This is a genomic window from Amycolatopsis sp. GA6-003 (assembly GCF_046267895.1).
Classification (GTDB): domain Bacteria; phylum Actinomycetota; class Actinomycetes; order Mycobacteriales; family Pseudonocardiaceae; genus Amycolatopsis.
On record NZ_CP176499.1, the window covers coordinates 8,563,404 to 8,584,465 of the forward strand.

Annotated in this window: 19 protein-coding genes; 13 read left to right on the forward strand and 6 right to left on the reverse strand. The window is 71.2% G+C overall.

Features of this window, described 5'->3' with window-relative positions; all coding sequences use genetic code 11:
- The first annotated feature begins 63 nt into the window (after window positions 1-63).
- Window positions 64-1,224 (forward strand): glycosyltransferase, encoded by a 1,161-nt coding sequence (locus F9C12_RS38815; RefSeq protein ID WP_409463773.1) that lies wholly within the window; start codon window positions 64-66, stop codon window positions 1,222-1,224.
- Between the two features lie 6 nt (window positions 1,225-1,230).
- On the opposite strand, the gene F9C12_RS38820 is transcribed toward F9C12_RS38815, so the two are convergent.
- Window positions 1,231-2,025, reverse strand: a complete 795-nt coding sequence (locus F9C12_RS38820; RefSeq protein ID WP_409463774.1) for an IclR family transcriptional regulator — start codon at window positions 2,023-2,025, stop codon at window positions 1,231-1,233.
- A gap of 102 nt (window positions 2,026-2,127) precedes the next feature.
- Here F9C12_RS38820 and F9C12_RS38825 point away from each other — a divergent pair, with 102 nt between their 5' ends.
- The 6 genes from F9C12_RS38825 (at window position 2,128) to F9C12_RS38850 (ending at window position 8,494) form a co-directional block, all read left to right on the forward strand.
- The gene (locus F9C12_RS38825; protein ID WP_409179281.1) at window positions 2,128-3,078 is read left to right on the forward strand and encodes a DUF1177 domain-containing protein; all 951 of its coding nucleotides are present in this window, start codon (window positions 2,128-2,130) and stop codon (window positions 3,076-3,078) included.
- The gene (locus F9C12_RS38830; RefSeq protein WP_409463775.1) at window positions 3,075-4,415 is read left to right on the forward strand and encodes a cytosine permease; all 1,341 of its coding nucleotides are present in this window, start codon (window positions 3,075-3,077) and stop codon (window positions 4,413-4,415) included. The genes F9C12_RS38825 and F9C12_RS38830 overlap by 4 nt, the downstream gene beginning before the upstream one ends.
- On the forward strand, window positions 4,412-5,701 hold the full coding sequence (locus F9C12_RS38835) for a M20/M25/M40 family metallo-hydrolase (protein WP_409463776.1): 1,290 nt from the start codon (window positions 4,412-4,414) through the stop codon (window positions 5,699-5,701). The genes F9C12_RS38830 and F9C12_RS38835 overlap by 4 nt, the downstream gene beginning before the upstream one ends.
- A 29-nt stretch (window positions 5,702-5,730) precedes the next feature.
- Window positions 5,731-6,465 carry a dipeptidase PepE gene (gene pepE / locus F9C12_RS38840; protein ID WP_409179284.1) on the forward strand — a complete coding sequence of 245 codons (735 nt, stop codon included), beginning with the start codon at window positions 5,731-5,733 and terminating at the stop codon, window positions 6,463-6,465.
- Between the two features lie 188 nt (window positions 6,466-6,653).
- Entirely contained in the window at window positions 6,654-7,934 is a 1,281-nt protein-coding gene (locus tag F9C12_RS38845) for an MFS transporter (RefSeq protein WP_409463777.1), read from the forward strand.
- 26 nt (window positions 7,935-7,960) lie between these two features.
- Complete coding sequence (locus tag F9C12_RS38850; RefSeq protein WP_409463778.1) at window positions 7,961-8,494, forward strand: MarR family winged helix-turn-helix transcriptional regulator; 534 nt, start codon at window positions 7,961-7,963, stop codon at window positions 8,492-8,494.
- Window positions 8,495-8,524: 30 nt separating this feature from the next.
- Here F9C12_RS38850 and F9C12_RS38855 read toward each other — a convergent pair whose 3' ends face one another.
- Entirely contained in the window at window positions 8,525-9,169 is a 645-nt protein-coding gene (locus F9C12_RS38855; protein ID WP_409463779.1) for a carbonic anhydrase, read from the reverse strand.
- A 72-nt stretch (window positions 9,170-9,241) separates the two neighbouring features.
- The gene (locus tag F9C12_RS38860) at window positions 9,242-9,406 is read right to left on the reverse strand and encodes a hypothetical protein (protein WP_409179288.1); all 165 of its coding nucleotides are present in this window, start codon (window positions 9,404-9,406) and stop codon (window positions 9,242-9,244) included.
- A 251-nt stretch (window positions 9,407-9,657) separates the two neighbouring features.
- On the opposite strand from F9C12_RS38860, the gene F9C12_RS38865 reads away from it, so the two are divergent.
- Window positions 9,658-10,755, forward strand: a complete 1,098-nt coding sequence (locus F9C12_RS38865) for an NAD(P)/FAD-dependent oxidoreductase (protein ID WP_409463780.1) — start codon at window positions 9,658-9,660, stop codon at window positions 10,753-10,755.
- Window positions 10,756-11,251: 496 nt separating this feature from the next.
- Here the strand turns inward: F9C12_RS38865 and F9C12_RS38870 are convergent, their stop codons facing one another.
- A complete protein-coding gene (locus F9C12_RS38870) occupies window positions 11,252-12,310 on the reverse strand; it encodes a M20 family metallopeptidase (RefSeq protein ID WP_409463781.1) in 1,059 nt (352 codons plus the stop codon).
- Complete coding sequence (locus F9C12_RS38875) at window positions 12,307-13,296, reverse strand: LacI family DNA-binding transcriptional regulator (RefSeq protein WP_409179291.1); 990 nt, start codon at window positions 13,294-13,296, stop codon at window positions 12,307-12,309. The genes F9C12_RS38870 and F9C12_RS38875 overlap by 4 nt, the downstream gene beginning before the upstream one ends.
- Window positions 13,297-13,408: 112 nt before the next feature.
- Between F9C12_RS38875 and F9C12_RS38880 the strand changes: the two genes are divergently transcribed.
- The 4 genes from F9C12_RS38880 to F9C12_RS38895 are packed head-to-tail and all read left to right on the forward strand — an operon-like array spanning window position 13,409 to window position 17,135.
- Window positions 13,409-14,161, forward strand: a complete 753-nt coding sequence (locus F9C12_RS38880; RefSeq protein WP_409179292.1) for a glutamine amidotransferase — start codon at window positions 13,409-13,411, stop codon at window positions 14,159-14,161.
- Between the two features lie 31 nt (window positions 14,162-14,192).
- The gene (locus F9C12_RS38885) at window positions 14,193-15,188 is read left to right on the forward strand and encodes a DMT family transporter (RefSeq protein ID WP_409463782.1); all 996 of its coding nucleotides are present in this window, start codon (window positions 14,193-14,195) and stop codon (window positions 15,186-15,188) included.
- Window positions 15,181-16,215, forward strand: coding sequence for a phosphotriesterase (locus tag F9C12_RS38890; protein WP_409463783.1), 1,035 nt, complete (start codon window positions 15,181-15,183; stop codon window positions 16,213-16,215). The genes F9C12_RS38885 and F9C12_RS38890 overlap by 8 nt, the downstream gene beginning before the upstream one ends.
- On the forward strand, window positions 16,200-17,135 hold the full coding sequence (locus F9C12_RS38895; protein ID WP_409463784.1) for a ribokinase: 936 nt from the start codon (window positions 16,200-16,202) through the stop codon (window positions 17,133-17,135). Before F9C12_RS38890 ends, F9C12_RS38895 begins: the two co-directional genes overlap by 16 nt.
- A gap of 787 nt (window positions 17,136-17,922) precedes the next feature.
- Here F9C12_RS38895 and F9C12_RS38900 read toward each other — a convergent pair.
- Entirely contained in the window at window positions 17,923-19,830 is a 1,908-nt protein-coding gene (locus F9C12_RS38900) for a putative Ig domain-containing protein (protein ID WP_409463785.1), read from the reverse strand.
- 168 nt (window positions 19,831-19,998) lie between these two features.
- Between F9C12_RS38900 and F9C12_RS38905 the strand changes: the two genes are divergently transcribed.
- The gene (locus tag F9C12_RS38905) at window positions 19,999-21,006 is read left to right on the forward strand and encodes a helix-turn-helix domain-containing protein (protein ID WP_409179297.1); all 1,008 of its coding nucleotides are present in this window, start codon (window positions 19,999-20,001) and stop codon (window positions 21,004-21,006) included.
- Window positions 21,007-21,062 lie beyond the last annotated feature (56 nt).

A 21,062-nucleotide genomic window follows, 5' to 3' on the forward strand; every position in this document is an offset into this window, starting at 1 on the left:
GTATGTCCGGCTCGCCGGAACCGTGCCAGCCTGATCACGGCTGAATTCTGGAGGATTCCTGAGATGCGTGTGCTGCTGACCGGTTTGCCCATTCGCTCGCATCTGGTACCGGTTGTGGTCCCGGTGACGCACGCGCTGCGCCGGGCCGGGCACGAGGTCGCGATCGCCACCGGCGGCGCGATGCGGGCCGAACTCGAACGGCTCGGCGTGCCGGTGCTCGTGCTGCCGGACGTCCTGTCCCCGGAAGAGCTTTCGGCGAAGCTGCCCGGCCGGGAGACGGGGCGCGGGTGGCGGCCGGAGGTGTCCGGCCCGATCAGCGTTCCGCTGTTCGACGAACGGATGACCGCGGCATTCACCGCGAACCTGCTCGACGTCGCGAAGCCGTGGCGGCCGGACCTGATCGTCCGGGAAACCAACGAATACAGCGGCTTTTTGGCCGCGGAGGCACTCGGCGTCGAACTCGCGGTGCTGGACATCGCGCCGTTGATCGCACGGCTGGTGCCGGATCTCGTAGCGCGGCTGAATGTCGTGCGCGCGAAATTCGGCCTCGCCGCGATCGAGTCGCTGACGCCTGCGTACGGCAAAATCGCCGCGGGTCTGCTGCCCGAATCGTGGTACCCGAAAGCGTTGCGCACCCCCCAGCACCGCTATTACTGCGTACCCGGCGAGCCCGGCGATCCGCTCGACGACGCGATCGCGGGGTTGCCCGCCGACGCGCCACTGGTGCTGATGAGCCTCGGTTCCAACGCGCATCTGCTGCTTTCCGCCGAATCGCGGCTGCGGACGATCGCGGTGGAAGCCTTGGGAGCGTTGCCGATCCGCGCCGTCGTCGCGCTCGGCCACGACCCGGCCGCCTGGACCGGCCCGCGTCCGGCGAACGTGCATTTCGAGCCGTTCGTGCCGCAGCGCCTATTGCTGGGCGCATGCGACGCTTTTCTGACCCACGCTGGATTCAGCGGAATCCGAGAAGCGCTTTCTCACGGCGTGCCAATGACTGCGGTACCGCTGTTCGCCGATCAGCCCGCAAACGCCGCCCGCATCGGGGAATTGGGAGTAGGCGTCCAGGTGGCTGCGGCTGGCCTGACGCCGGACAACCTGGCCGCCGCGCTCAAGCAGGTCGTGGACGAACCGTCCTATCGGCTGGCCGCACGCGGGCTGCAACGCCGAATTCTCGCCCTGCCGTCGCTGGACCAGTTCGCCGCCGACCTCGAAGCGCTCCGCTGAGCCGGTTCACCGGCGCGGAACCGGCCGGGAAAGCCGCAGTTCGATCAACTCCGCGCCCCGGCGCAGCAGCTCCACCCACTGCTCCGGGTCGTGGTCGAAGCGGGAGGCGGACCAGCCGACGGACAGGCTCCCGTACGGTTCGCCGCGCAGGAACACCGGCACCGCGAGCGTCGCCACGCCGGTGTCGTACTCGCCGGTGGTGAACGCCCAGCCCCGGGAAGCGACCTCGGCCAGCTGCTCGCGCAGGACGGCGAGGTCGGTGACCGTGTCCGGCGTGAACCGGGCCATCGGGCGGTCGGCGAACAGCCGGTCGCGTTCCTCTTCGGACAGGAACGCGAAGTACGCCTTGCTGGTCGCCCCCGCGTGCGCCGGGTACAGCTCGCCGACCAGCGAGTAGCCGCGCAGCCGTCCGTCCGCGCCCTCGGCGGCCAGCACGCACCGCGTGTGCGCGCCGTCGGGCAACGACAGCAGAGCGGCGTGCCCGGTCTGCGCGGCGAGGTCGGACAGGACCGGGGCGACCAGCAGGTCCAGCGCGCCGGCCCGGTCCCACATCCGGCCCAGGTGCAGGGCGGCCGGGCCGATCCGGTACTTGCGGGTGCTGTCGTCGCGGACGAGGAAACCGCGGTGCGCCAGCACCGCCAGGAGCCGCTGGGCGATCGACGTGTGCAGCCCGAACTCGCGGGCCACCGCGGTGACGCCCCATTCCGGGCGGGAGCGGTCGAACGCGAGCAGCACCTGCAGCGCGCGGTCCGCGGTCTGCGGCAGGCCGGGCGGGGTGGCGCGGTCGTCGGAGTCCGGCATCCGGCCATTGTGCGAATAACGGGAAATGTTTGTAAAGCCGGGGCCTCCCGGCCGAATCTGGTCGGACCAATCCCGGCGGCTTGCCATCTTCAGAGGAACCACATGCTCAAACACGTCCTGGAACTGCTCGAAATCCTCGACGACCCGGCGGTGACCGGGAAAGAGGTCGTCGCCTACCTCGACGCCGTGGCCGGCGCGGACGGCAGCGGCGCGGAGATCACGACGGTGCCCGGCCCGGCCGGGAAGACCGACTTCGTCCGCGTGCGGGTGGCCGGCAGCCGCGGCCGCACCGCGGGCGGCGACGCGCCCACCCTCGGCGTGGTGGGGAGGCTCGGCGGGGTCGGCGCCCGGCCGGAGGTGACCGGGTTCGTGTCCGACGGGGACGGCGCCGCCGCCGCGCTCGCCGCGGCCGCCAAGCTGCTGTCGATGCGGGCCCGCGGCGACGTCCTGGCCGGCGACGTGCTGATCGGCACGCACGTCTGCCCGGACGCGCCGACCCTGCCGCACGATCCGGTGCCGTTCATGAACTCGCCGGTCGACATCGCCACGATGAACAGCTACGAGCTGTCCGGCGAGATGGCCGCGGTGCTGTCGATCGACACCACCAAGGGCAACCGGGTGATCAACCACCGCGGGCTCGCGCTGTCGCCGACCGTGCGCAGCGGCTACATCCTGCGGGTTTCCGAGGGGCTCGGCGCACTGCTGGAGGCGGTCACTGGCGCGCCGCTGGTGACCTACCCGATCACCACGCAGGACATCACTCCCTACGGCAACGGCGTCTACCACCTGAACTCGATCCTGCAGCCGGCGACCGCGACCGACGCGCCGGTGGTCGGGCTGGCGATCACCTCGGCGGCGACCGTGGCGGGCTGCGCGACCGGCGCCAGCCACGAGACGGACATCGCGGCCGCCGCGCGCTACGCGGTCGAGGTCGCCAAGCAGTTCGGCGCGGGCGCGCTGCAGTTCCACGACGAGGCGGAATTCGCCGTCCTCCAGGCGCGCTACGGCTCGATGGCGCACCTGCAGACGCTGGGCACGGAGGTGGCCGGATGAGCATCGCGACGAAAACCGCGAAGCAGCCCCGGAAACGGATCGGCAACGACGACTACTCGCTGCGCCGCGTCCCCGAAGAAGCCCGCTACGGGTTCGGTTCGATGCTGCTGCAGTGGCTCGCGCAGTCCGGTTCGCTGTCGCAGTTCGTGCTCGGCGCGACGCTCGGCGTGGGGATGCGGTTCTCCGACGCGTTCTGGGCGTTCACCCTCGGCGCGGTGATCCTGGAGGCGGTGATCTTCCTGATCGGCCTCGCCGGCCAGCGGGAGGGCCTCACGATGACCATGCTGACCCGGTTCACCGGCTTCGGCCGGAACGGGTCCGCGCTGGTGAGCCTGGTGATCGCGATCAGCCTGGTGGGCTGGTTCGGCGTGCAGAACGGGATTTTCGGCAAGAGCATGAACGCGCTGGTCGGCGGGCCGCCGTGGCTGTGGTGCGCGGTGTCCGGCGCGGTCTTGACGCTGCTGGTGATCTACGGCTTCAAATACATGATGTGGCTGGCGAAGATCGCCGTGCCGCTGTTCTTCGGGCTCGTGGCGTGGAGCGTCGTCTCGACCCTGTCGGACCATTCGGTGAGCGCGCTGATGTCGGCCGCGCCGACCGCGACGGCGATCTCCATCCCGGCCGCGGCGACGATCATCGCGGGCGGCTACATGACCGGAGCCGTGGTCGCGCCGGACATGACCCGGTTCAACCGCAAGGGCTGGCACGTCCTGCTGCAGAGTTCCGCCTCGATCGTGTTGTCGGAGTACATCGTCGGGATGACCGGCGTGCTCCTCGGGCACCTGGTCGGCAGTTCCGACGTGACGCACATCGTGCTGTCCACGTCGGGCTTCGTCGGGCTGATCGTGGTGGTGCTGGCGACCGCGAAGATCAACGACTGGAACCTGTACGGCTCCTCGCTGGGCGTGGTGAACTTCGTGCGGACCGTGTTCGGCCGCCCGCTGCACCGCGGCGTCGTCACCCTGGTGATCGGGATTGCCGGGACCGTGCTGTCCGCGATCGGGTTCCTCCAGCACTTCACCGCGTTCCTATCCGTGCTGGGCGTCGCGATCCCGCCGGTGGGCGGGATCATCGTGGCCGAGTACTTCCTGGTGCGCCGGCTTTCCACGCCGCTGCGGGAGACCCGCGCGGCCGGCCGGGTCCCGGCGACGATGCCGGTGTGGGTGCCCGCGACGCTCGCGGTGTGGGCGGCGGCGTTCTGCGTCGGCAAGTTCGTGCACTGGGGCATCCCCGCGCTGAACTCGCTGCTCACCGCGGCGATCCTGTACACGGTGCTGGGCAAGGCCGGGCTGATCCGCCCGGTCGGCTCGGCGGAACTGGAGGAGGTCGGCCGGTGACCAGCGCACAGGACGAGGTCGTCGACCTCTGCCGGGACCTGATCCGGATCGACACGTCCAATCCGGGCGCCACCGAGCGGCCCGCCGCCGAGTACGTCGCGGAGAAGCTCTCCGACGCCGGGCTGGAACCGACGCTCGTGGAAAGCGCGCCCGGCCGGGCCAGCGTGTTCGCCCGTGTGTCCGGAGTGGACTCGTCGCGGCCCGCGCTGCTTCTGCACGGGCATCTGGACGTGGTGCCCGCGGACGCCGACGAGTGGAGCGTCCCGCCGTTCTCCGGCGAGATCGCCGACGGCCTGCTGTGGGGCCGCGGCGCGATCGACATGAAGGACTTCGACGCGGCGATCCTCGCGCTGGCACGGCAATTCGGCCGCACCGGCGAGAAACCGCCGCGGGACGTCGTGTTCGGCTTCCTCGCCGACGAGGAGGGCGGCGGGAAGTTCGGCTCGCACTGGCTGGCCGAGAACCGCCCGGACCTGTTCGACGGCGTCGGCGAGGCGATCACCGAGGGCGGCGGGGTGTCGTTCGACCTCGGCACCGGCAGCCGGCTGTACCCGATCGAATGCGCGCAGCGCGGGCAGGCGTGGCTGCGGCTGGTCGCCACCGGCCGCGCCGGGCACGGTTCCTCCCCGAACGACGAGAACGCGGTCACCGACCTCGCCGAATCGCTCGCCCGGATCGGGCGGCACCGCTTCCCGGTCCGGCTGATCGAACCGGTGCGGACGCTGCTGGAACGCGCGGCGGAGCTGCTCGGCGTCCCGTTCGATCCGTCCGATGTGGACGGAAGCCTGGCGCGGATGGGCCCGGTGGCCGACCTGGTGAACGTGATCCTGCGCAATTCCGCGAACCCGACCATGATCTCCGGCGGGTACCAGGTCAACGTCATCCCCGGCCGGGCCACCGCGGCGGTGGACGGCCGGTTCCTGCCCGGGTGCGAACAGGAGCTGCTGGACACGATCGACGAACTCCTGCTGCCGTCGGTGCGCCGCGAATTCATCCACCGGGACATCGCGATGGAAAGCGGCTTCGACGGTCCGTTGGTGGACGCGATGTGCGCGGCCGTCACGGCGGAGGATCCGGACGGCCATCCCACTCCGTACTGCAACGCGGGCGGCACCGACAACAAGGCGCTGTCCGCGCTCGGCATCCGCGGCTTCGGCTTCAAAGCGCTGCGCGTCCCGCCGGAACTGCCCTACAACCGGCTGTTCCACGGCGTCGACGAACGGGTGCCGCTGGAGTCGCTGCGGTTCTCCGTCCGGGTCCTCGGCCGGTTGCTGCGGACTTGCTGAACAATGGCGGGCGAACCAAGGAGAATCGCGTGACTGACTTGCTGTTGCTGTCCAACTCGACCAATCACGGCCACGGTCCGCTGGAACACGCGCTGGACGCGGTGGCCGAGGTGCTGGCCGGGCGCACCGAGCTGGTGTTCGTGCCGTTCGCGCTGGCCGACCACGACGGTTACACCGAGCGCATCGCGGCCGCGGTGGCGCCGCTCGGCGTGCGGGTGCGCGGGCTGCACGCCTTCGCCGACCCGGTCGCCGCGGTGCGTTCGGCCCCGGCGGTGTACACCGGCGGCGGCAACACGTTCCGCCTGCTGGCCGAGCTGTACCGGCGCGAGCTGCTGGAACCGTTGCGGGAGCGGGTGTCCGAGGGCATGCCGTACCTCGGGGCCAGCGCGGGAACCAACATCGCGGGGCCGACCGTGCGCACCACCAACGACATGCCGATCGTGGAGCCGCCCAGCCTGACCGCGCTGGGGCTGGTGCCGTTCCAGCTCAACCCGCACTACGTCGACCCGGACCCGGCCAGCACCCACATGGGCGAGACCCGGGAGAAGCGGCTCGCGGAATTCCACGAGTGCAACGACATTCCGGTGCTCGGCCTGCGCGAGGGCACGTGGCTGCGCGTGCGCGGCGACTGGGCGGAATTGGCGGGAGTGTCCACGAGCGGCGGCGCGCCCGGGCGGCTGTTCCGGCGCGGGGTGCCCGGCGAGGACGTCTCCGGCGAGGTCAGCGACCTGCTCGCTCCGGCGCGCGAACCGGTGTGGGGCTGAGCGCGCCGCCACCGCACACTGTTCCGCCGGTCGACGACGGGGGAGGGCCCAGCCCTTCCCCGTCGTCGCGTCCGGACCCCGGAACTGCCGCGGAGAAGCCTGTCCAGGTAGCTTGACACAAGCATCTTAGGATAAAGATACTTCCCGGCGACCCGCCCGCCGAGGCGGCCGGCCGGAAAGGAACCGCGGTGACTGTGCTGAGGGAAGAGCGGCGGCCCGGCGCGCCGCTGACCGCGTGGCTGGGCGTGCTGGCGCTGCTGGCGGTCGTGGCGATCTCCTACCTGGACCGGGTCAACGTGTCCGTGCTGATCACCGACCCCGCCTTCGCCGGGCATTTCGGCATTCAAGGCAACCGGGCCGCGCAGGGCGCGTTGATGACGCTTTTCCTGGCTGGCTACGGAATCGCGGCCATGCTGATCACGCCGTGGTACGAAGCGGTTTTCGGGGTGCGGCGCGGGTTGCTCGTCAGCCTGGGGTGCTGGGCGTTGTTCACTCTCGCGTCCCCGTACGCCGGGAGCGCGATGCTGCTGCTGACGCTGCGGTTCCTGCTCGGGGCCAGCGAGGGACCGTTGTTCTCGCTGAAAACCATGTACGTCAAGGACAATTTCGCCGAAGGCGCCTGGGGCAAACCCAACGCGGTCAGCTCGATGGGCGTCTCCCTGGGCACCGCGCTGGGCATCCCGGTGATCACTTTCGCCTTGGTGCGCTTCGGCTGGCACGGTTCGTTCCTCCTGCTCGCGGCCCTCAACCTCGTGGTCGGGCTGCCGCTGGTCGCCCTGTTCGTCCGGGCCTCGCGGCACCGGACCGCCACGCGGCAGCCGGCGTCGCGGCGGTTCGCCGGGGCGCTGCGCACGCCCAAACTGGGCTGGATCCTGCTGATCGAGGTGGCCACCCTCGGGTATCTGTGGGGCAGCACCTCGTGGCTTCCGTCGTATTTGCTTCAGGCGCGGCATTTCTCGCTCGCGCAGATGAGCGCGTTGTCGGCGCTGCCGTTCGTGGTCAGCCTCGGGTCCGGGTTCCTCGGCGGATGGCTCCTCGACCGGATGCCGGGCCGCCGGGCGCCGCTCGTGCTGGTGGTCGGCAGCGTCGGAACCGCGGTGTGCGCGACGACCGCGACCTTCGCGGATTCGCGCTGGCTCGCCGCGGCGACGCTCATCCTCGCCAACGCGTTCTGGGGCCTGCAGGGACCGGCGATCCCGACCTTGGTGCAGCAATACGCTCCCGCGGGCACCGTCGGCAGCGCTTACGGCCTGGTCAACGGAGTCGGCAATCTCGTGTCCGCGCTGCTTCCGACGCTGATGGGCGTGGCGATCGCCGCGGGCGGCGACCACGGATTCGCCGCCGGGTACGCGCTGCTCGCCGCGACGCAGCTGCTCACGCTGCTCGGTGCGCTCGTCCTGCTGCTCGGCCGCGCTCCGGCGGCGAACGAATCCGCAGCGGCCGATCAGCCCTCGGTGCGATCCCGCTAGGACGGATCCGGATAGGCTCCGTCCGCATGCCGCGGAACAAGGAGCCGATGCCGATGGACCCGGTCGACCAGGTGGTGGCGGACTGGGCCCGGCAGCGCCCGGACCTGGACGCCTCGCCGATCGCGATCTTCGGCCGGGTCCGGCGGATCGCCGACCTCGCCGCGGGCGGCCTCCGCGGCTACCTGGCCCCGTACGGCCTGACCCCGGGCGAGTTCGACCTCCTGTGCAACCTGCGCCGGGCCGGGCGGCCCTACCGGAAGACGCCGTCGGAGCTGGCGGCCTCCGCGCTCGTCACCTCGGGCGCCCTCACCGGGCGGCTGGACGCGCTCGAACGCGACGGGCTGATCCGCCGCCGCGACCACCGCGCCGACCGCCGGGTCAGCTACGCCGAACTGACCGCCGCCGGCCGCAAGCTCGTCGACCAGGTCCTCGAAGGACACCTGGCCCGGGAGGAAGCGCTCCTGGCCGGGCTGGACGAGGCCGACCGCAAGGACATCGAACGGGCGCTCGCCCTGCTGGAACGCGCGATCCGGGAAGCCGGTCCGCGAGGGGGACCCTGATTCCCTTCAGGGGTCCCCTCGAGGACCGGTTCAGGCCACCGAGCTGGCGGCGGGCACGTCGATGCCGTGCGCGGCGACCACCTCGGCACTGCCGTCGGCCAGCCGGTAGCGGAGGCCGACCACCGCGGCGCGCCCCTCGGCGACGCGGTCAGCGAGCACGCGGGACCGGTCGAGCAGCAGGTCGACGGTGTGCTTGACGTGCTCGGCGAGAATCTCGTGCGGTTCGACCCGCCCGGCGGCCCGGGCGGCGAGGACGCTGGGCGTCACCTTCTCGACGACGTCCCGGACGTACCCGATCGGCGCGAGCCCGTCCTCGAGCGCCGCGGTGGCCGCGCCGACGGCACCGCACGAGTCGTGGCCGAGCACGACGACCAGGGGACAGTTCAGCAGGTCGACGCCGTATTCGATGCTGCCGAGCACCTCGCCGCCGATCACCTGGCCCGCGGTGCGCACGACGAACAGGTCGCCGAGCCCGCGGTCGAAGATGATCTCGGCGGCGAGGCGGGAGTCGGAGCAGCCGAACAGCACCGCGAACGGCTGCTGGTTGGGCGCGATCGCGGCGCGGCGGGCGGCGTCCTGGTTGGGATGCTCCGGGGCGCTGGTGACGAAGCGGTGGTTGCCTGCCATCAGCAGGTCGAACGCTTCCTGCGGAGTCTGCGGTGTCGGGTCGGCCATGCCCCTCAGCCTAAGCCGCGCCGGCCGCCCGCGGGTGTTGCGATCGTCTCGCCCGGGACAGGTTTCAACCGGTCAGCGCCCCCGCCCGAGCGCCTCCCGCTTGACGAACCCGACCGCGGCGGTCGCCAGGAACAGCACCGCGCCCACGACGACGAGCCAGAACAGGCCCTTGATCACCACCCCGAGCACGATGCACACCAGCCAGATCACCAGAAGCAGACCGAGCAATGCCAGCATGGAGTCCTCCTGACCGTCGCCGGGAAACTGCGGTTCTCCCGGGGGATACCCAGGCACGGCCGGGCTATGCGGGTCCTGGCTGCGATCTCTCGGCTCGCGTGGCCCCGGGTCTGCGGGCGCGGGGCGTGTGGGGAACTCCGGGGTGGGTGCGGCGGTGATGGCGGCGGGCGTCGGGTTGCTGCTCGCGCCGTGGATGCAGCGGCGGATGTGCGGTGAGCGGAAAACAGTCAGCGGTGAAGGAGCGGGGCGAAATGCGCGTGATCGTGGTCGGCGGCGGGATCGTCGGTGCGGCAGCCGGGTACGAACTGGCCCGGGCCGGAGTGGACACAGTGCTGGTCGACGGGGCGGCGAGCGGCCGGGCGACGTCGGCGGGTGCGGGCATCATCTGCCCGTGGTCGTCCGCGGTGGACGATCCGGACTGGTACCGGATGGCGGCCGGCGGGGCGGAGTACTACGAGGACCTGCGGGCGGCGCTGGCCGAGGACGGCGAGACCGATCTCGGCTACCGGAGGGTCGGTTCGCTGCGGCTGGTGTCGGAAAGCGAAGCGGCGCAAGCGTTTCAGCGAGTGGCGGATCGGGCGAAGGCAGCGCCGCTGGCGGGGGACGTCGAGCTCATCGACGGCCGCCAGGCACAGGAACTGTTCCCGCCTCTCGCGCACGACGGCCCGGCTATCCACATTCCGGGCGCGGCTCGGCTGGACGGACGGCTGGTCCGCGACGCGATGCGGCGGGCGGCGGTGCGGCATGGCGCGCGGATTGTCGAGGGCACGGCGTCGATCGTCGCGGACGAGCGGGTGCGCGGGGTGCTGGTGGGCGAGGAGCTCGTCGGCGCGGACGCGGTGATCGCCGCGGCCGGGGCCTGGTCGCCCGCGTTGCTGGGACCGCTCGGGGTCGAGGTGCGGGTCGAACCCCAGCGCGGGCAGATCGTCCACCTCCGGTTGCCGGGTACGGAAACCTCGCGGTGGCCGGTGGTGTTGCCGCAGTCGCGCCACTACCTGCTGGCGTTCGACGATTCGCGGATCGTCGTCGGCGCGACGCGGGAGGACGGGGCAGGCTTCGACAACCGGGTCACCGCGGCCGGGCTCGCGGAGGTGCTGTCCGAGGCGTTGTCGGTGGCGCCCGGGCTGGCGGACGCGACGTACGTGGAGACCCGGGTCGGGTTCCGCCCCGCCGGACCGGACATCCGCCCGTTGCTCGGCAAGGTGCCGCAGGTCAAGGGCCTGGTGGTGGCCAACGGACTCGGCGCGTCGGGCCTGACGATGGGACCGTACGCGGGTTCGATCGCGGCCCGGCTGGCCCGCGAGGCCGACCCGGGAATCGACCTTCAAGCATACGACCCGCTGCGGTGACCGGGCGCAGTTCGGCCCGCTCAGGTCGCGCACCTGAGCGGGGTGCCGCGCGGCCGGACGGCGGGATGCCTCGCCACGCAACCCTCGCGGCGGGACTGGTGGATTACCGGCGGCGGGAAGGTCAGCGAGCGGCGGCCAGCACCAGTTTGCGGGTGGCGCAACGCCTCCCGTCACGACTGCAGGCCCGGTTTGTCGTCTGCCGCGGGCAGCTCTCGCGGCGGGTGGTGGTGCCGTGGACTGCCTGCGTGGGAAGGCGCTCAGCGGTAGTTCGCGGTAGTTGCGCAATGCCTCCTGCCAGGATTGCAGTTCCGGTTTGTCGTTTGTCGCGGGGAATTCTCGCGGTGGGTGGAGGCGCTGGGGACTGTCAGCGAGCGACCTGCAGTAGTTCGCGGGAGTGGCGCAACGCCTCCCGTCACGACTGCAGGTCCGGTTTGTCGTTTGCCGCGGGCAGCTCTCGCGGCGAGCGGCGGCACCGTGAACTGCCCGCGGAAGACGATCAGCGAGCCGCAGCCAGCACCAGTTCGCGATAGTTGCGTAAAGCCTCCCGCCACGACTCCAATTCCAGCTTCTCATTCGCCGCGTGCATTTCGCGCGGTTCTCCAGGCCCCCAGATCACGACCGGCGCTCCGGACACCGATCCGGCCAGCGCCGAGGCGTCGGTGAAATACGTCGCGGCCGGGGCCGCCGGGTAGGTGCCGAGGAGTTCCGGCACGCGCGGGGTCCGGACAGCGGGCAGATCGAGTTCCACCTCCGCGCTGATGGCCGGATCGAGCGACGAGGCCCAGGCGATCGCGGGCGCGCCGCCGTCCACCGTGCGGACATCCAGCGTCAGAACCGCCGACGCCGGAACGATGTTCGTCGCGGTTCCGCCCTCGAAGGTGCCGACGTTGACGGTCTCCGCGCCCAGATAGTCCTCAGTGGACAGCGGAAGCGAACCGAGCGCGCCGAGGGCCCGGTCGGCGAGCAGCTGGATCGCGTTGCGGCCGAGCTGGGGCGTGGACCCGTGCGCGGCCTTGCCCGCCGCGGCGAGACGCAGCCACGTCGCTCCGCGGTGGCCGAGCGAGACGCGGTTCCGGGTCGCTTCCGGCACCACGACGATCCGCGGCGTCAGCTCCAGCGACGTCGCCGCCTCGGCCGCGCCCCGGCAGCCGATTTCTTCGTCGCTGGTGAGGAGGACCTGCGCGTCCGCACCGGCTTCCGCGGCGTTGCGCAACGCTTCCACCGCGGCGACCAGCCCGCCCTTCATGTCGACGCTGCCGCGGCCGTGGAGGAACTTCTCGTCGGCGTCCGCGGAGAACGGGGCGCGTTCCCACAGTTCGGGGGAGCCGACCGGGACGGTGTCGATGTGGCACACGAACAGCGGTCCGTCGCCCGAACCGGTGCCGAGCAGCACCCACGGCCGCCCGGAGGAGGAGCGCTGCCGCACGCGCACGCCCGCGGTGGCGGTGGCGTAGGAGACGGCCAGTTCCTGGGCGGCGGCCTGCGCGGCGTTGTCGCCGGACGTGGTGTCCTGCCGCACCAGGTCGCGCAGCAGTTCGAGGGCTTCGGTGCTCATCCGGAGTACTCCCGGGTCGATTCGCGGACGACGAGTTGCATGGAAAGCACGTGGTCCGCGGGGCTTTCGCCGGCCGCGAGCCGGGTGACCTCGTCGACCGCTTTGCGGGCCATCTGCTCGGTCGGCTGCGCGACGGTGGTCAGCCTCGGCGACGTCCATTCGCCGAGCGTGATGCCGTCGCAGCCGATCACCGACAGGTCTCCCGGCACCGAAACCCCCGCGCGGCGCGCCGCTTCGAGCAGGCCTACCGCGGCGATGTCGCTGGCGGTGAACACTGCCGTCGGCGCCGCGTTCGCCGCCGCCATGTGCGCGAAGAAGTTCATGCCGAAGGCCGAGCTGAAGGTGCCGCGCACGATCATGGATTCGTCCGCCTCGATCCCGTGCGCCTTCAATGCCGCCCGGTAGCCGGCCTCGCGCTGGTCGGCCGTGCGCAGCCCGGCCGGGCCGCCGACGTGGGCGATGAGCCGGTGGCCCTGGGAGATCAGGTGGGTGGTCGCCTGGTAGGCGCCGCCGAAGCTGTTGGCGGTGACGTGCGCTATCCGCGGCCCGGCGGCCTCGACGTACTCGTCGAGGAAGACCACCGGGAAATCGCCGGCCAGCCTGCCCGCGAAGGCTTCGTTGGTGCTGTTCATCCCCAGGTAGATCAGCCCGCCCACGTCCGGCACCCGCATCAGGCGCTCGACGCTGGCGCGCTCCCGCGACGGCGACGAACCGGTGAGGGCGGTGAACACGTCGATGCCGTCCGCCGCCGCGGCGTCGGCCACCGCGTCCGCCAGCGTCGAGAAATACGGGTTGTCCAGCGACGGGACCACCAGCCCGAGACTGAGCCCGGCCACCTGTTTCCGGACCGGCGGATGCCCTTCGGCCGACAGCGCGGCGTCGATGCGCCGGGCCGTCTCGGAAGCGACGTGCAGCTCCCCCCGGACGTACCTCGACACCGTCGAAACGGCCACTCCGGCCTCTCGGGCCACCTTCGCCAGCGACATCCGGCTCCTCCCCGTTGAGCGTTGACGGCGACTGCAACCGCATCCTATATTGGCCGTGTTGCGCTATATTGCGCAACACACGCTAAGCCGCTTTCGCCCGAAGGAGTCGTCGATGGTCAAGGTCCTGCTAGCCGGGGAGTCGTGGGTCAGTGCGACGATCGACCACAAGGGATACGACCCGTTCGCGCACACGCAGGTGGAGATCGGATGCGAGCGGCTGCTGGCGGCGCTGGCGGCGGAAGGGGTCGAGGCGACTCACCTGCGCTCGCACGACGTGGCCGAGAAATTCCCGCAGACGCTGGAGGAACTCGGCGCCTACGACGTCGTGCTGCTCTCCGACGTCGGGTCCAACACGCTGCTGCTGCACCCGGACACGTTCACCCGCGGCCGTCCGACGCCCAACCGGCTGAAGCTGCTGCGCGAGTGGGTGCACGGCGGCGGCGGGCTGATGATGGCCGGCGGCTACCTGAGCTTCCAGGGCTTCGAGGGCAAGGCGAACTACCACCGGACGCCGATCGAGGAGATCCTCCCGGTCGACCTCGACCCGTTCGACGACCGCGTCGAGGCTCCGGAGGGCGTCCGCGCCCAGGTCGTGCAGCCCGGCCACCCGGTGGTCGCGGGGCTGGACCGGGAATGGCCGATCCTGCTGGGCTACCAGCACACCACGCTGAAGCCGGACGCCGAGCTGCTGGCCACCGTCGAGGGCGACGTCATGCTGGCCGCGCGCCAGGTCGGCAAGGGGCGCACCCTCGCGTTCACCTCGGACATCTCCCCGCACTGGGCTCCGGAGGAGTTCATGGGCTGGGACGGCTACCGCAAGCTCTTCGCGCAGGCGCTGACCTGGCTCGCCGGACGCGAAATCTGAGCCGCGCGCACTCGGGATCAAGGAGGATTCGATGAGTACGTCACCCACCCGCCGCGCGACCTCGGTCGTCGTGCTGACGATCGCGACCGTCTTCGCCGGGATGCTCGGCCCGTTGCAGTCGCTGGTCAACGGGCATCTCGGCACCGCGCTCGGCGACGGGCACGCCGCCGCGCTGGTGTCCTTCGGCACCGGACTGGTGCTGATGCTGGTCATCGTGCTGGCGCGGGCCCGGACGCGCACCGCGTTCTTCCGGCTGCCGGGTCAGCTGGTGCGCGGAGAGATCCCGCGATGGAACTTCTTCGCCGGGCTGTGCGGCGCGGTGATCGTGCTCTCCGAAGGCGTGACGGTGGGCTTCCTCGGGGTGGCGATCTTCCAGACCTCGCTGATCTCCGGCATGGTCATCTCCGGCGTGGTGTGCGACCGGCTCGGCATCGGCGTCCCGTTCAAGCAGGCGATGAGCGCGCCGCGCGTCGCCGGGGCGATCCTGGCGATCTGCGCCACGGTGCTCGTCGTCTCCCCGAACTGGTCGGCCCCGCACATGATCGCGCTGGCGATCATGCCGTTCGTCGGCGGCCTGCTGGCCGGCTGGCAGCCCGCGGGCAACTCCGAGATCGGCCTGCTGTCCGGCTCGATGTTCATCTCCATCACGTGGAACTTCCTGATCGGCTTCGCCGCGCTCGGCCTCGTGTACGTCGTGCGGATGGCCGCCGCGGGCGCGCACTTCGCTCTGCCGGGCACGTGGTGGATGTACTTCGGCGGGCCGCTCGGCCTCCTGTCGATCGCGCTGATGGCCTTGCTGGTGCGCGGTCTGGGGCTTCTGCTGCTGGGGCTGGCCTCCACGGCCGGCCAGCTCATCGGGTCGCTGCTGCTCGAGGTCATCGCACCCGCGGCGGGTTCCAGCCTGCACCTGGTCACCGTCATCGGCGCTTTCGTGGCGCTGGCGGCCGCGGCGATCGCGATGATCCCGTCCCGGCACACCGCCGAACCCGCGGTCCTCGCCCAGCCGGCCGAGGTGCGTCGTGGCTGAGGTGCGCGGCGTCCTCGGCCCGGTCGACGCGGCGGACCTCGGGGTGGTGCTGCCGCACGAACACCTCTTCAACGACCTGTCCTCCGCGGTCGCCGAACCGTCCTACGCCTCCACGCGACGGCTCGTCGAGGCGGAAGTGGGGCCGGGCTGGCAGTTCCTGCTGCGCCAGGATCCGTACTGCTGCGCGGACAACGTGGCGGCGAAAGACCATGCGAGCGTCGTACGCGAGGTGGCCGCGTTCGCCGCGGCCGGCGGCGGCACGGTGGTCGACGCGACCGGCAGCGCGGCGATCGGCCGGGATCCGCGGGCGCTGGCCGCGGTGGCTGAGGCGACCGGCGTCAACGTCATCATGGGCACCGGTGCGTACCTGGAGAAGTTCGAGGGCGAGCGCATCACCGCGGTCGCGGTCGAAGCGCAGACCGCGCGCATTCTCTCCGAATTGGACGAGGGCGTCGGCGAAACGGGGATCCGCGCTGGCGTCATCGGCGAGGTCGGCGTCTCCCCGCTTTTCACCGAAGGGGAGCGGGCTTCCTTGCGGGCCGCGGCGCTCGCGCAGGCGGCACGGCCGAAGGTCGGGCTCAACATCCACATGCCGGGCTGGCAGCGCCGCGGGCACGAGGTGCTCGACCTGGTGCTGGACGAATGCGGTGCGCTGCCTTCGAAAGTGGCGCTGGCGCACAGCGATCCGTCCGGCGACGACCCGGGCTACCAGCGCGAGCTGCTCGAACGCGGCGTGCTGCTGGAGTTCGACATGATCGGCCTCGACATCTCGTTCCCCGGCGAGGGCGTGGCGCCGACGGTCTCCCAGACCGCGCACGCCGTCGCCCGGTGGGTGCACGAGGGCTTCGGGGACCAGATCATGCTGTCGCACGACCTGTTCCTGAAACAGATGTGGACGCACAACGGCGGGAACGGGCTCGTGTTCGTGCCGACGATTTTCGCCGATCTGCTCGAAGCCGAAGGCGTGCCGGCCGACGCCGTGGCCCGGCTGATGCGGGACGTTCCGGCGCGATGGCTGACCGCATGAGCCCGGCAGTGGCGGTAGTCGCGTCGCTGAACGTCGACCACATCGTCCAGGCGCCGCGCATTCCCCAGCCGGGGGAGACCCTCATGGGCTTCTCGGCGAGCCGGGAACTGGGCGGGAAAGGCGGCAACCAAGCGGTCGCCGCCGCCCGGCTCGGCGCGGACGTCGCCGTGCTCGGCTGCGTCGGCCAGGACGAGGACGGCGACGAGTACCTGAAAGCCCTGATGGCCGAGGGCGCGGACGTGACCCGGGTGCGCCGGTCGCCGCTGCCCACCGGCCGGGCCGCGATCACCGTCGACGCGGAGGGCGTCAACTCGATCGTCGTCGTGGCCGGGGCGAACGCCGACATTCCCGCCGCGGCGGCCGAAGCCGCGATCAGGGAACTGCCCGGCCTGCGGGTAGTCGTGGGCCAGCTGGAGGCGGCGGCAGACGCGACGGAACGCGCTTTCGCGGCTGCTCGCGAACGTGGCGTCCTGACGGTGCTCAACACCGCGCCCGCGGACGACGTCGCCGCGAAGCTGCTGCCGTTCAGCGATGTGGTGGTGTCGAACGAAATCGAGTTCCGCCAGCTCACCGGCCAGGATCCCTTCGACAGCACCAGGTTGCGCCGGGGCGGTGCCGAGCTGTTCGCCGCGGGCTGCCGGTGGGTGATCGTGACCCTGGGAGCCGAGGGATGCGCCGTCCTCGACGCGTCGTCGTCCGCGCACGTCCCGGCGGTCGCCGTACGAGCGGTGGACACCACGGCCGCGGGAGATTCGTTCGTCGGCGCGCTTGCTGCGCGGCTGGCCGAGATCCCCGGTGGACCGACAACTGCGGAGGTAGTCGCGGCCTGCGGTTTCGCGGCGAAAGTGGCCGCCGTGGTCGTGACGCGGCACGGTGCGCATCCTTCGTTGCCGACCTTGGCCGAGGTGCTCGATGCGTGACTGAGCGGTCAGCAGTCGGTGGAGAGGTAGCAGACGGCGTGCCAGTCCCGTGCGGCTCGGCGTAGTACGCCTGCGGCGAGGGGGACAGGCAGGGGTATCCCTTGCCCCAGAACGACGTCCGGTAGTGGTGCGTGTGGTTGCTCATCCACGACCGGCTGCTGGTGAAGCCGTCCGGGATCTCGTGCAAATCGCCGCAGGCCGCGTGCGTGAATCCCGTTCCCTCGTAGTTCGCGTACTTCCATGCAAAACCGCTGCTGCACCTCGTCTCGCTCTCCGGGGTGTGCCCGATGTTCCGAGCCGCGCCGTGGAGGAGCTTCGCCGCTGATTCCTTGGCGCGCGAAAATCCTTGCGCGCCAAGGAATCGCTGCCCTGTTTCGCCAGCCTCGGCCCGACAAGTGCGCTGGAAAGGGCTGATCCTCGAAGCGGACTGTCCTCGCGACGTCGACCCGACCCTGACCGGCCACGGCCTGACCCTGCTGTGGTCCGGGCATCGGGTACTACACCGACCGGCCCAGCACGTTCATCTGTCCCGCCCTCACCCCTGCGCGGCCCGGCCGTACCGCACTGCCGGGAACCACCCGCGTCGACGCGCTCCGATCCTTGACCAGCGAACGCACGACCACCGGCAGCCGTGTCGCGGCGAGACGACGACGCGGTGCGTCATCAGTGCACGTCGTTGGGGCTGGATGTGCTTGCGGTGAAGGATTGAGCTGAATCCGAGGGTTGATTCCCCGCGCAGCAAGGAAAGGCCGCCCCGCGGACGGGACGGCCTTCCTCGCGTTCGGTTTCAGCTCACGGTCAGCGCCGTGTCGTCGAGGCAGAACGAGGTCTGCAGGCTCGAGTCCTCGGTGCCGGTGAAGGTCAGCGTCACGGTCTGGCCCGCGTAGGCTGACATGTCAACGGTGCGCAGCTGGTATCCGTTGGCCTGGTTCAGGTTCGAGTACGTGGCGAGCGTGGTCGAACCGGCCTTGACGGTCAGCTTGTCGTAGGCCGTCGAGGCGGTCGTCTCGGCGGTGTCGACGTGCATGTAGTAGCTCAGCGTGGCGTGGCAGCCGGCGGGGATGCTGACCGACTGCGAGACAGTGTCGGTGTGCGCGCTGCCGTAGCCGTCCAGGTAGGCGAGGTAGGTGCCGCTGTGCGGGGGTTCGCCGTTGGACGACGTGCTGACCACTCCGGCGGACGCGGTCCACGGGCTGGTGCCGTTCTCGAAGCCGGGGTTGCCCAGTTTCTGCCCGGTGCAGGAGCCGCCGCCGGGCGGGGCGATCGTCCAGCCGAACGTGGTGGAGCCGGTGGCGCCGGAGGAGTCCTTGGCGGTCGCGGTCACCGAGTACGTGCCCGCGGTGGTCGGCGTGCCGGAGATCAGGCCGCCGGAGCTGATCGACAGACCGGCGGGCAGGCCGGTGGCGGTCCAGGTGTAGCCGCCGCTGCCGCCGGACGCGGACAGCTGCAGCTTCGCCGCGGTGCCGACGACGCCGTTCTGGCTGCCCGGGTTGTTCGCGGTGACGCCGCCGCTCGGGGCGCCCGCGGTGAACGCCGCGGTGCCGTTCGGCGTGCCGAGACCGGTGGGGCCGTCCCAGCCCGGGCCGGCGTTGCACTGCACCGAGGACGAGCAGCTGCCGTTGCTGCCGGAGGTCACGTCGTTGAGGTTGCCGGTGTGCGAGTACGGATAGGCGGCGGGAGTGTCGGACGCGCCGGGCGTGCCGGCGAGGGCGTACACGGACGCGATGATCGGGGCGGACGCGCTGGTGCCGCCGTACACGGCCCAGCCGCTGCCGCCGTAGGTCTGGTACACCGCCACGCCGGTCTGCGGGTCGGCCACGGCCGAGACGTCGGCGACCGCGCGCTTGCCGCAGCCGGTCGTCACGTTCTGGAACGCGGGCTTGGCCACGTAGCCCGAGCAGCCGCTGCCCGCGCCGCTCCACGCGGTTTCGCCCCAGCCGCGGGCGCTGCTGTTGCGGGTCAGCGAGGTGCCGCCGACCGCGGTCACGTACTGCGACGAGGCCGGGTAGCTGATGCCGTAGCCGCTGTCGCCGGTGCTCGCGGTGATCGCGACGCCCGGGTGGTGGAAATAGCTCGAGTCGGAGGAAGGTTCGGAGCCGTCCTCGCCGCCGCCGTAGCTGTTGGAAACGTACTTCGCGCCCATCGACACGGCGGTGTTCACCGCGGTGCCGAGATCGGCCATGCTCGGCTGATTCGCTTCGACGAGCAGAATGTGGCAATTCGGGCAGATCGCCGAAACCATGTCGACGTCGAGCGAGATTTCGCCGGCCCAGCCGGAATCGGCGGACGGAAGCGGGCTGGCCTGCCCGTTTTGGTTCACCTTCTTGAAACAGCCGTTCGCGGTGGTGCAGGGCGGGAGCCCGTAGGTGGAGCGGTAGCTCGCGAGGTCCGATTCAGCGTTCGGGTCGTCGTTGGAGTCGACGATGGCCACCGTGGCCGAGGAGCTGCCCGCGGCGGTGAGGTTGTAGGCGGAGCGCAGGTCCGCGGGGCCGAACCCGCTGGGCAGCGCGCCTGGGGAGAGCAGCGCGCGCATGGTGTCGGTCTGGCGTTCGGCGAAACACGTGACCATGCCGGGCTTCGCCTTCTCGGCGCACACGCGGGCGGTCGGATGCGCCGCGGCGGGCGCGGCCACGGCGGGCAGGGCCGGGGCGGTCAGGGCCGGGGCGGTCAGGGCCAAGGCCGCGAAACCGGCCATGGCAAGGATTCTTCGGGCTGAACGGGACACGATCCCTCCCAGGGAATTTCCTGCGAACGGCGTCGGGCCATTCGGTGCCCCGTTGTCTACAGTTCGTTCAGCCCTGGCGGTGACGCGCTGGTGCCAGTGGCGCAATGGTGTCGGCCAGCCCGGTGGAGGTGCGTCCGAATGGTTCCCGAAGCAATCGGCCATCTCCTGACGCTCGGGCTCAAAGCGGACGAAGCAGAAATCTATCTCGACCTACTTTCGTCGGGCCCGGTTCCGCCGGACCGGCTGGCGGACGACACCGGCCGCGACCCCGCCGAGGTGCGCCGGGTGCTGGGGGTGCTGGCCGGGATCGGACTGGCCGGCCGGGTCGACGGACCGGGTTCGCCGATGTCCGCGCTGCGGCCGGAACCGGTGCTGGAGGTGCTGACCAGGCAACGGGAGGCCGAACTGGCCGGAGCCCGGGCGGCGATGACGCGGCTGTACGAGCAGTACCGCAGGCACTCGGCGCGCTGCGACGCCGACCCGATGATCGAGGTGGTCAGCGGAACCACTGCCGCCGAACGGGTGCGGCAACTGGAGCGCTCGGCGCGGACGGAGGTCCGGGGGCTGGACTCGCCGCCGTACTACGCCGACGCGGACGCCAACGAGATCGAACTCGAGAACCTGGCCCGCGGCGTCCGCTACCGCGCCGTCTACGGAAGGCTCGCGCTGGAGCGGCCCGAGTACGTCGCGGAGAACATCCTGCCCTGCGGGAAAAGCGGGGAGGAGGCGCGGGTGCTGCCCGAGGTCCCGGTGAAACTCCTGATCGTGGACGACTGCGCGGCCCTGTCCGGCGCGGACCGCACCGTGCTGCTGATCCGCTCGTGCGGCCTGTTCGACGCGCTGGCCGGGCTGTTCGACATGTGCTGGCAGGTCGCGCTGCCGCTGGGCCTCGCCGCGGACGCCTCCGGCCCCGAGATCCGGCCCAGCGAACGCCGGTTGCTCGCGCTGCTCGCCGCGGGCCTCAGCGACGACCAGGTCGCCCGGGTGCTCGGCGTGAGCAGGCGGACGATGTTCCGGTACCTGGAAAACCTGATGGCCCGCACGGGGGCGGCGAACCGGTTCCAGCTGGCGCTGCACGCTACTCGGAATGACTGGCTTTCGGTGGACAGTGAGCGGGGTGCTTCGGCGGTGCGGTCGGTGCCGTGATGAGGCGAGTGGCTCGGGGTACGCCGAAACGACGGCAGGCCGGATGGCAGGTGCGG

Coding starts and splice junctions, on each gene's coding strand:
- F9C12_RS38825 (WP_409179281.1), top strand. CDS start 2,128: ATGCTCAAACACGTCCTGGAACTGCTCGAAATCCTCGACGACCCGGCG.
- F9C12_RS38875 (WP_409179291.1), bottom strand. CDS start 13,296: ATGTCGCTGGCGAAGGTGGCCCGAGAGGCCGGAGTGGCCGTTTCGACG.
- F9C12_RS38880 (WP_409179292.1), top strand. CDS start 13,409: ATGGTCAAGGTCCTGCTAGCCGGGGAGTCGTGGGTCAGTGCGACGATC.
- F9C12_RS38850 (WP_409463778.1), top strand. CDS start 7,961: ATGCCGCGGAACAAGGAGCCGATGCCGATGGACCCGGTCGACCAGGTG.
- F9C12_RS38820 (WP_409463774.1), bottom strand. CDS start 2,025: ATGCCGGACTCCGACGACCGCGCCACCCCGCCCGGCCTGCCGCAGACC.
- F9C12_RS38885 (WP_409463782.1), top strand. CDS start 14,193: ATGAGTACGTCACCCACCCGCCGCGCGACCTCGGTCGTCGTGCTGACG.
- F9C12_RS38855 (WP_409463779.1), bottom strand. CDS start 9,169: ATGGCCGACCCGACACCGCAGACTCCGCAGGAAGCGTTCGACCTGCTG.
- F9C12_RS38865 (WP_409463780.1), top strand. CDS start 9,658: ATGCGCGTGATCGTGGTCGGCGGCGGGATCGTCGGTGCGGCAGCCGGG.
- F9C12_RS38905 (WP_409179297.1), top strand. CDS start 19,999: ATGGTTCCCGAAGCAATCGGCCATCTCCTGACGCTCGGGCTCAAAGCG.
- F9C12_RS38830 (WP_409463775.1), top strand. CDS start 3,075: ATGAGCATCGCGACGAAAACCGCGAAGCAGCCCCGGAAACGGATCGGC.
- F9C12_RS38900 (WP_409463785.1), bottom strand. CDS start 19,830: ATGGCCGGTTTCGCGGCCTTGGCCCTGACCGCCCCGGCCCTGACCGCC.
- F9C12_RS38895 (WP_409463784.1), top strand. CDS start 16,200: ATGGCTGACCGCATGAGCCCGGCAGTGGCGGTAGTCGCGTCGCTGAAC.
- F9C12_RS38815 (WP_409463773.1), top strand. CDS start 64: ATGCGTGTGCTGCTGACCGGTTTGCCCATTCGCTCGCATCTGGTACCG.
- F9C12_RS38860 (WP_409179288.1), bottom strand. CDS start 9,406: ATGCTGGCATTGCTCGGTCTGCTTCTGGTGATCTGGCTGGTGTGCATC.
- F9C12_RS38870 (WP_409463781.1), bottom strand. CDS start 12,310: ATGAGCACCGAAGCCCTCGAACTGCTGCGCGACCTGGTGCGGCAGGAC.